This window comes from Streptomyces tateyamensis (genome assembly GCF_003205575.1).
Taxonomy (GTDB): domain Bacteria; phylum Actinomycetota; class Actinomycetes; order Streptomycetales; family Streptomycetaceae; genus Kitasatospora; species Kitasatospora tateyamensis.
Genome location: NZ_PYBW01000075.1, coordinates 1 through 7223, shown reverse-complemented (window position 1 = coordinate 7223; position 7223 = coordinate 1). Strand labels below are relative to the sequence as shown.

The following is a 7223-nucleotide window of genomic DNA, read 5'->3' as shown; positions in this document are numbered from 1 at the left end:
CAGGAGACGCTGACCGTCGCGCAGTTGGCGGACCTGGCGAACAACGCGTCGAGCCGGGCCGGTGAGCAGGCGGCGGTGGCCAAGGACGCGGCGGCCAAGGCCGTGGACGCGGCCAGGTTGGCGAAGGAGGCAGCGCAGAAGGCGGCCCAGGAGACCCAGGCGGCGCAGGGTTCGGCCTCGAAGGCGGCCAACGCGGCAGGCCGGGCGGCGGACGCGGCTTCGCGTGCGGCGGTGGCGGCCAAGACCGCCTCGTCCGCGGCGGCTGCGGCCAACGCGGCTGCCGAGCAGGCGGCGAATGCGGCCGCTGCGGCGGCCCAGGCCTCCACGCAGGCCGGCGACGCGGCGGCCAAGGCCCGCGACGCGGCTGCGGCTGCGGCGAACGACAAGGCCCAGGCCGACGCCGCCACCCAGGCGGCCGTGCAGGCGCGGCAGGCTGCGGCCGACTCGCGCACCGCGGGTGAGGCGGCAGCCTGGGCGGGCAAGGTTGCCGTGGACGCCGGTCTGGCCGCCAGCTCCGCCGCCCAGGCCGGTGCCGACGCGGCCGCGGCCGCGCAAGCGGCGGCCGATGCGGCCGGCTACTCCGGTGTCGCCGACGCGCAGGCGCAGGCCGCGCGCGACGCGGCTGCGGTGGCCAAGGCCGCCGCGGTCGAGGCCCAGCGCGCTGCCAACGCCACGGTGAAGATCGCGGGCGAGGCGGCGGCTGCGGCCGGGGACGCGCAGCGGGCGGCCAACGATGCCGCCGGCCACGCGGACGCCGCAGCAGCGGCTGCCGATGCGGCGGCGGCGCATGCGGGTGAGGCGGCGACGGCGGCGAACACCGCGCAGGCGGCCGCCACCGAGGCCAAGGCTGCTGCGGACACCGCAGACGCGGCCGGCAAGCAGGCGCACAACGTCGCCAAGGTCGCGGCCGACGCGGACGCCGAGCGGCTGGCGGAGCAGCAGGCGGCCAACATCGCCTCTGCGGACCAGGCCTCGCGCGACGCGGCGACCAAGCAGAAGATCGCTGCCTGGCAGTCGGGCCAGGCGGCTCAGCTGGCCGCCGACACCCAGCAGCTGTTCAAGGACGCCACCGCCTCGGGGGTCGACCCCACGGTTGCGGTGGTGAAGGGCCGTCAGCTGGCGGTGCGTCTGATGACGTCCGGTGGTCCGTGGACCAAGGCCGCAGCCGAGGCGGCTCTGGACGGCACCGACGCCGATGTCCAGGCGTTCTTGGGCGGTGGGCTCTCGCTCGCCCAGGAGCGGGACGACCGGGTCAGTGCGCAGGCGATCGCGAAGCAGTCGACCAACCTGGAGCAGCGGCTGGCTGCCGAGCGGGCGTCGGTGGCTCCGGCCGCGGACCTGCGCCAGTTCCTGGTGACGGGGCAGTACCCGGGCAAGGACGACGACGACCGCGTCGCGCTGTCGCAGATCATGGCGGCGGGCGGCCCGGGTGTGAAGGCGGCCGCGAACGCGGCGCTGAACGGCACCATCGACGACGTACGGGCGTTCCTGACCACCGGTCAGTACAAGGCCCGCAACGACGACAACCGCGTCCTGATCACCCAGGACATCACCAACGGCGGCCCCGAGGTCAAGGCCGCGGCCCAGGCCGCCATGTCCGGCCCGGACTCCGGCCTGGAGACGTTCCTGAACGTGGGCCTGCCCAAGGCCCAGCAGCGCGACATGGACACGGCCGCGCACGTCGCGGTGATCAACTCGTACCTGTCCAAGATCGACGGCTCGGTGGCCACGGCGCGCCAGTACGCGGCGGAGGCGGCTGCCTCCGCAGCCACTGCGCGCGGCGCCGCCAACGAGGCGGCGGCTGCCGCCCAGCAGGCGCAGCAGTCGGCGCAGCAGGCGTCGGACGCGGCGAAGGCGGCGGCCGCTTCGGCGGCGGCGGCCCAGCAGTCGGCCGCACAGGCGGCGGCCTACGCCAAGCAGGCGCTGGCGGCGGCGGCTTCGGCCCAGTCGGCCTCGCAGCGGGCGGACGCCTCGACGATCGCGGCGACCCAGTCCGCTGCCCAGGCCCGCCAGTACGCGGCCGACGCGCAGGCGGCGGCGGACGCGGCGAAGGCCTCGGCGCTGGCGGCGGGCAAGAGCGCCGCCGACGCGCAGGCCGCCTCGACGGCGGCGCAGGGCGAGATCTGGAAGCAGCGCCAGGCGTCGAACGTGGACGGGACGTACCTGCCGGACACGGTGGTGGTCGACGACGACGGCCGGGTGTCCGCGGTGTTCAGCCGCCAGGAGGGCGACGTCTCGCAGGAGGTCATCCACGATGACATCAGCAGCTGCGTCCGGGACGACAACCTCGATGTCTGGCTGTGGCTGTTCGACGGCCACAGCTCCTGGCACAAGGACGCCAACGGGCAGGACGTCTGCGACGTCCCGGTCAAGGTCCAGCTGCACGGCACCATGGACTACGAGCTCAAGACCTGCCCGGTCCCGAACCTGAGCATCGCCGACTGCCAGGGGCAGTACACCTCGGCCGACGTGACTCCGCTGCGCACCGTCAAGCTCGACGACATCAAGCCGTACGACGACAAAGCCCCGATGACGTACGACTTCTACGCGCAGCACTACAAGATGTACTGCTCGCCCGACGGAGGCTGCTCGAACGGCGACAGCGCCAAGATCCTCTGGCAGATCCTGACCGGGGACATCGTCAAGTGCTGGAACAACCCTGGCATCAACGCCTCCTGCTTCTGGGCGGTGGCGACGGTCGTCCCGGCCGGCACGCTGTTCAAGGGCGCCAAGGCGGTCATCGGTCTGAAGATCGCGCTGGAGACGGGCGTCGCGATCAGTGACGCGATGGCGGTGGTCAACGCGACCAGTGACGCGATCAGCATCACGGCGGCGGCCAAGCTGCAGAACCTGGTCAGCAACGTCGCCAAGTTCCGCGCCACCCTGAAGACGGGGGTGGGAACCGACGAGGCACTCAACGTGCTGCGCCAGGACGCCACCGTCGACCGCTACCTGGTAGACGAGTTGGGGAACGAGCAGGAGGTCGCTGCCGAAGCCCGCGAGTCCTGCCTCATCAACAGTTTCCCGAGCAGCACCGAGGTCCTGCTCGCTGACGGGTCGCACAAGCCGATCAGCCAGATCCGGGTGGGCGACCAGGTCCTCGCCACGGACCCGGCGACCGGCGCGGAGCAGGTCGAGCCGGTGACGGCGGCCTTCAGCCACTCGACCGAGCGGCTGGTGGAGATCGGCCTCGCTGACGGCGGCACCCTGTCCAGCACGGCCGGCCACCGGCTGTACGTCGACGGGGCCGGCTGGCAGGTGGCTTCGAGCCTGCACGTCGGTGACCACCTGCGGTCGGCGGACGGCTCGCTGCGGACCATCACCTCGCTGCACGACCACACCGGTCTGGCTCCGCAGACGGTCTACGACCTCACGGTCGGCGCCCTGCACACCTTCTACGTGCGGACCACCGGCGACCGGCCGCAGGACCTGCTGGTCCACAACTGCGTCGACATCGTGAAGGACGAGGGTGGCCCCGACGGGGCCCACACCCTGGACGAGCACGTCAACAAGACCCCGGCGCAGGCCCAGGCCAAGGCCGAGGCGGAGCGAAACGGGAAGGCGACCATCTGGAACGACCAGGCGACGGCTGCCAAGTCCGTCTCCGACGCGTTCCAGGCCTGGGTCCAGGATCCGGAGAACCAGTTGACGCTGGCGAACTGGAAGACGAAGCAGGCCCAGCGGATCGGCAAGGGTGGCATCTTCATCTCTTCTAGGGACCTGTTGACGGTCCGGTGGGAGTTGCGCGGTCGGGGGTCGCTCGGCAGGGTCTACACCAAGGGCAACCCTAGCGACGGCAGCGTGAGTGACCCGACGGGCAGTGTCGTGGTGATACAGCTCAAGTACGTCGGCAAGCCTCACCCCGAGCGATTCGTCGTCTACACCTCGTACCCGGAGTAGGAGCAGCAGCGGATGGCACCACGCGCGGAGTTCGACGAGGACTTCGGCATCACCGGCCTCACCAAGTACCTCAAGCCCCCGTACGTCCCGGGGGACGAGGCCGGTTGCCTCGGCATGGCCGAACTGCTCTTCGACCAGGAAGGACCGGTGTACGCCGAGGAGGTGTTGGCGGACGTCCGGACCCTCGTCGGGTCCGCGCTGTCGGACGAGGTGCTGGCCACGGTGTGGCTCACCGCCACCCGGGCGCACTTCGATCCGGTCGGCACGGGCGTGGGCATCCGGCCCTGGCTGAACCGGCTGGCGGAGGTCAGTGAGTCGGCGATCCGTCAGGAACCGGGTGCCGCCGCCCCGGCCCGGCCCGCCCCGGCGGGAGACCCTCAGCTGCGGGCCGCCGTGCTGGCCGAGCTCGGTGGCGTCGGGCCGGCGCTGGCCGAGGCCGCCGTCACCAGCCGCTACGCTCCGCCGCTGTCGCAGGCGGTGCCCGCACTGGTGGCGGCGGTCACCGAGCTCCCCGTCGACCTCGGGTTCCGGCTGCTGCTGCGGGCGCTGAAGGCGTACTTCGTGCCGATCGGTCCGGGCCGGCGCGCGCGCTTCAAGGAGATCGGCCGTCAGCTCGGCTACCACCCGCTGGTGGTCGGCGACGGGGGCCTGAACATCTGGTCCGACCTGGTCGACTGACCGGGAAGCACGAAGGCGGGCCCCTCCCGATCGGGAGGGGCCCGCCCTTTTTCGTCCGTCCGGCCCAGGGTGTCAGCCCGGGCGGTCCGTCAGTGCTTCACGAGCCTGTCGTACAGGTACGCGCAGGCCGCCTCCTCCGAGTCGAAGCTCGCTTCGACCCAGTGGTCGCCGCGCTCCCAGGCTTCGATCGCCCAGGACTGGTCGGGCGCGCCGACCAGGACGGGCACGGACTCCTGGATGTGCTCGGAGGTCCGCAGGTCGGGCGTCATGATGCCGTAGCGGGAGTCGCCTACCCCGGCCTCGCGCAGGGCTGCGCGGAGTTGGTGGCGGTTCATGTGCACTTGGTTCCGTTCTCGTAGACCAGGTACCCCGCCTCGCAGAGCTCGTGGACCGTCTTCTCCAGCTTGAACTGGGTCGCTCCACCGTCCTGCCCGAACCAAGGCGCGGCCTTGCTCCGCTCGATGCTACCCGCGCCGGCGTCGTAGTCCTTCGCCCACATGTAGCGCTGGTACGGGTCGCCGAGGGTCTTGGGCGGCAGGGACCGCGCTGCGAAGGGGGCGTTCTCCGAGGCCGGAGAGAGCCACTTGCCGCTGCTCTCGCCGAAGCGGTCCCAGACCTCGCCCTGCTTGATCTCCCCGTTCAGCATGATCCGCTTGGTGAACGGGAGGGCGTACTCGTCACCGGGGTAGATCCAGCCGGCCTTCCACTGGCCGGTGGTCCGGTCGACGTAGAGAGTCTCGCTCCACCACTTCTTGATGAACAGGAGGCGGGGCATGTTGCCGTAGGGCCGGTAGCCCTTAGCCAGAGCCTGCGCGCCGGGGGACAGTTTGCTGATGTCCGGGGCCAACTCGTTGGCTGCTTCAAGCCGGTTGGCCAGGTCTATCAGGGCGCGGGTCTTGCTGACCAAGGCGTCGAGCCTGGCCATGGTGACCGTGCTGGTGGCCACGATGGTGGTCCGCACCACCGTCATCGCGTCGTCGAGCGCCACCCCGGTGTCCAGGGCGATCTTGACGGCGACCACGGCCTTGGCGCCCTTGAGCAGGGTGCCCCACGGGATGACCGTGACCGCAGCCCAGGCGCAGTGGGCGGTGAGGCCGGGGTGGTTCCAGCAGTCGACGATGTCGCCGGTCAGCGCCTGCCAGATGATCTGGGCGCTGTCCCCGGTCATGCAGCCGCCACCCTCGGGCGAGCAGTAGACCTTGTAGTGCTTGGCGAAGTCGTCGTAGTTCAGCTCGTACTTGTCGTCGTACGGCTTGGTGTCGTCCAGCTTGACGGTGGCGACCTGCATCACGTCGTCGGACGTGTACTTGCCCTGGCAGTCGGCGATGCTGAGGTTGGGGACCGGGCAGGTCTTGAGCTCGTAGTCCATGGTGCCGTGCGGCTGGACCTTGATCGGGACGTCGCAGACGTCCTGCCCGGCGGCGTTCTTGTGCCAGGCGCTGTGGCCGTCGAAGAGCCAGAGCCAGAGCGCGTTGTTGTCGTCGTTCTGGCACCGGCTGATGTCCTGGCTGAGCACCTCCGGCTTGACGTCGCCCTCCGCGCGGGAGAAGACCGCGGAGACCCGGCTGTCGTCGCCCACCACGACCGTCTCGGGCAGGTAGCTGCCCTCCACGTTGGAGGCCTGCCGCTGCTTCCAGATCTCGCCCTGGGCGGCCACCGAGGCGGCCTGGGCGTCGGCGGCGCTCTTGCCGGCGGCCAGGGCCGAAGCCTTGGCCTGGTCGGCGGCGGCCTGGGCGTCGGCCGCGTACTGGCGGGCCTGGTCGGCGGAGGCGGTCGCCGCGATCGCCGAGGCGTTCGCGCGGTTGGCGGCCGACTGGGCCGAGGCGGCGGCGCTGACGGCCTGCTTGGCGTAGGCGGCGGCCTGGTTGGCCGAGGCCTGGGCGGCAGCGGCGGAGTCCGCGGCCTGCTTGGCTGCGGTCGCCGCGTCGGAGGCCGACTGCTTGGCCTGGTTGGCCGCAGCCGCCGCGTCGTTGGACGCGCCGCGGGCGGTGGCCGCCGAGGCAGCGGCCTGGGCCGCGTACTGGCGCGCCGTGGCCACCGAGCCGTCGATCTTGAACAGGTAGGAGTTGATCGCGGCGGTGTGCGCGGCGGTGTCCGAGTCGCGCTGCTGGGCCTTGGGCAGGCCCACGTTCAGGAAGGTCTCCAGGCCGGAGTCCGGGCCGGACATGGCGGCCTGGGCCGCGGCCTTGACCTCGGGGCCGCCGTTGGTGATGTCCTGGGTGATCAGGACGCGGTTGTCGTCGTTGCGGGCCTTGTACTGACCGGTGGTCAGGAACGCCCGTACGTCGTCGATGGTGCCGTTCAGCGCCGCGTTGGCCGCCGCCTTCACGCCCGGGCCGCCCGCCGCCATGATCTGCGACAGCAGCACCCGGTCGTCGTCGTCCTTGCCCGGGTACTGCCCCGTCACCAGGAACTGGCGCAGGTCCGCGGCCGGAGCCACCGAGGCCCGCTCGGCCGCGAGTCGCTGCTCGATGTTGGTGGACTGGCGGGCGGTGGTCTGGGCCGAGACCCGGTCGTCCCGCTCCTGTGCCAGCGCGAGGCCGGTGCTCAGGAAGGCCTGGACGTCACTGTCGGTGCCCTCGACCGCGGCCTCGGCCGCCGCCTTGGTCCACGGACCGCCCGAGCTCATCAGACGCACCGCCAGC

The 7223-nt window shown here is 71.7% G+C and carries 4 protein-coding genes; 2 read left to right on the top strand and 2 right to left on the bottom strand.

The window, feature by feature from the left end:
* Together C7C46_RS20490 and C7C46_RS20485 are read left to right on the top strand one after the other, a co-directional pair.
* Positions 1–3900: polymorphic toxin-type HINT domain-containing protein (locus C7C46_RS20490; RefSeq protein WP_281278571.1), on the top strand; the 3900-nt coding region annotated here is incomplete at its 5' end.
* A gap of 12 nt (positions 3901–3912) precedes the next feature.
* Positions 3913–4578, top strand: coding sequence for a hypothetical protein (locus C7C46_RS20485; RefSeq protein ID WP_110671338.1), 666 nt, complete (start codon positions 3913–3915; stop codon positions 4576–4578).
* Between the two features lie 89 nt (positions 4579–4667).
* Here the strand turns inward: C7C46_RS20485 and C7C46_RS20480 are convergent, their stop codons facing one another.
* The gene (locus C7C46_RS20480; RefSeq protein ID WP_110671337.1) at positions 4668–4913 is read right to left on the bottom strand and encodes a hypothetical protein; all 246 of its coding nucleotides are present in this window, start codon (positions 4911–4913) and stop codon (positions 4668–4670) included.
* The coding region (locus C7C46_RS20475) for a glycohydrolase toxin TNT-related protein (RefSeq protein WP_146259153.1) at positions 4910–7223 on the bottom strand (2314 nt) is incomplete at its 5' end. The genes C7C46_RS20480 and C7C46_RS20475, both read right to left, overlap by 4 nt.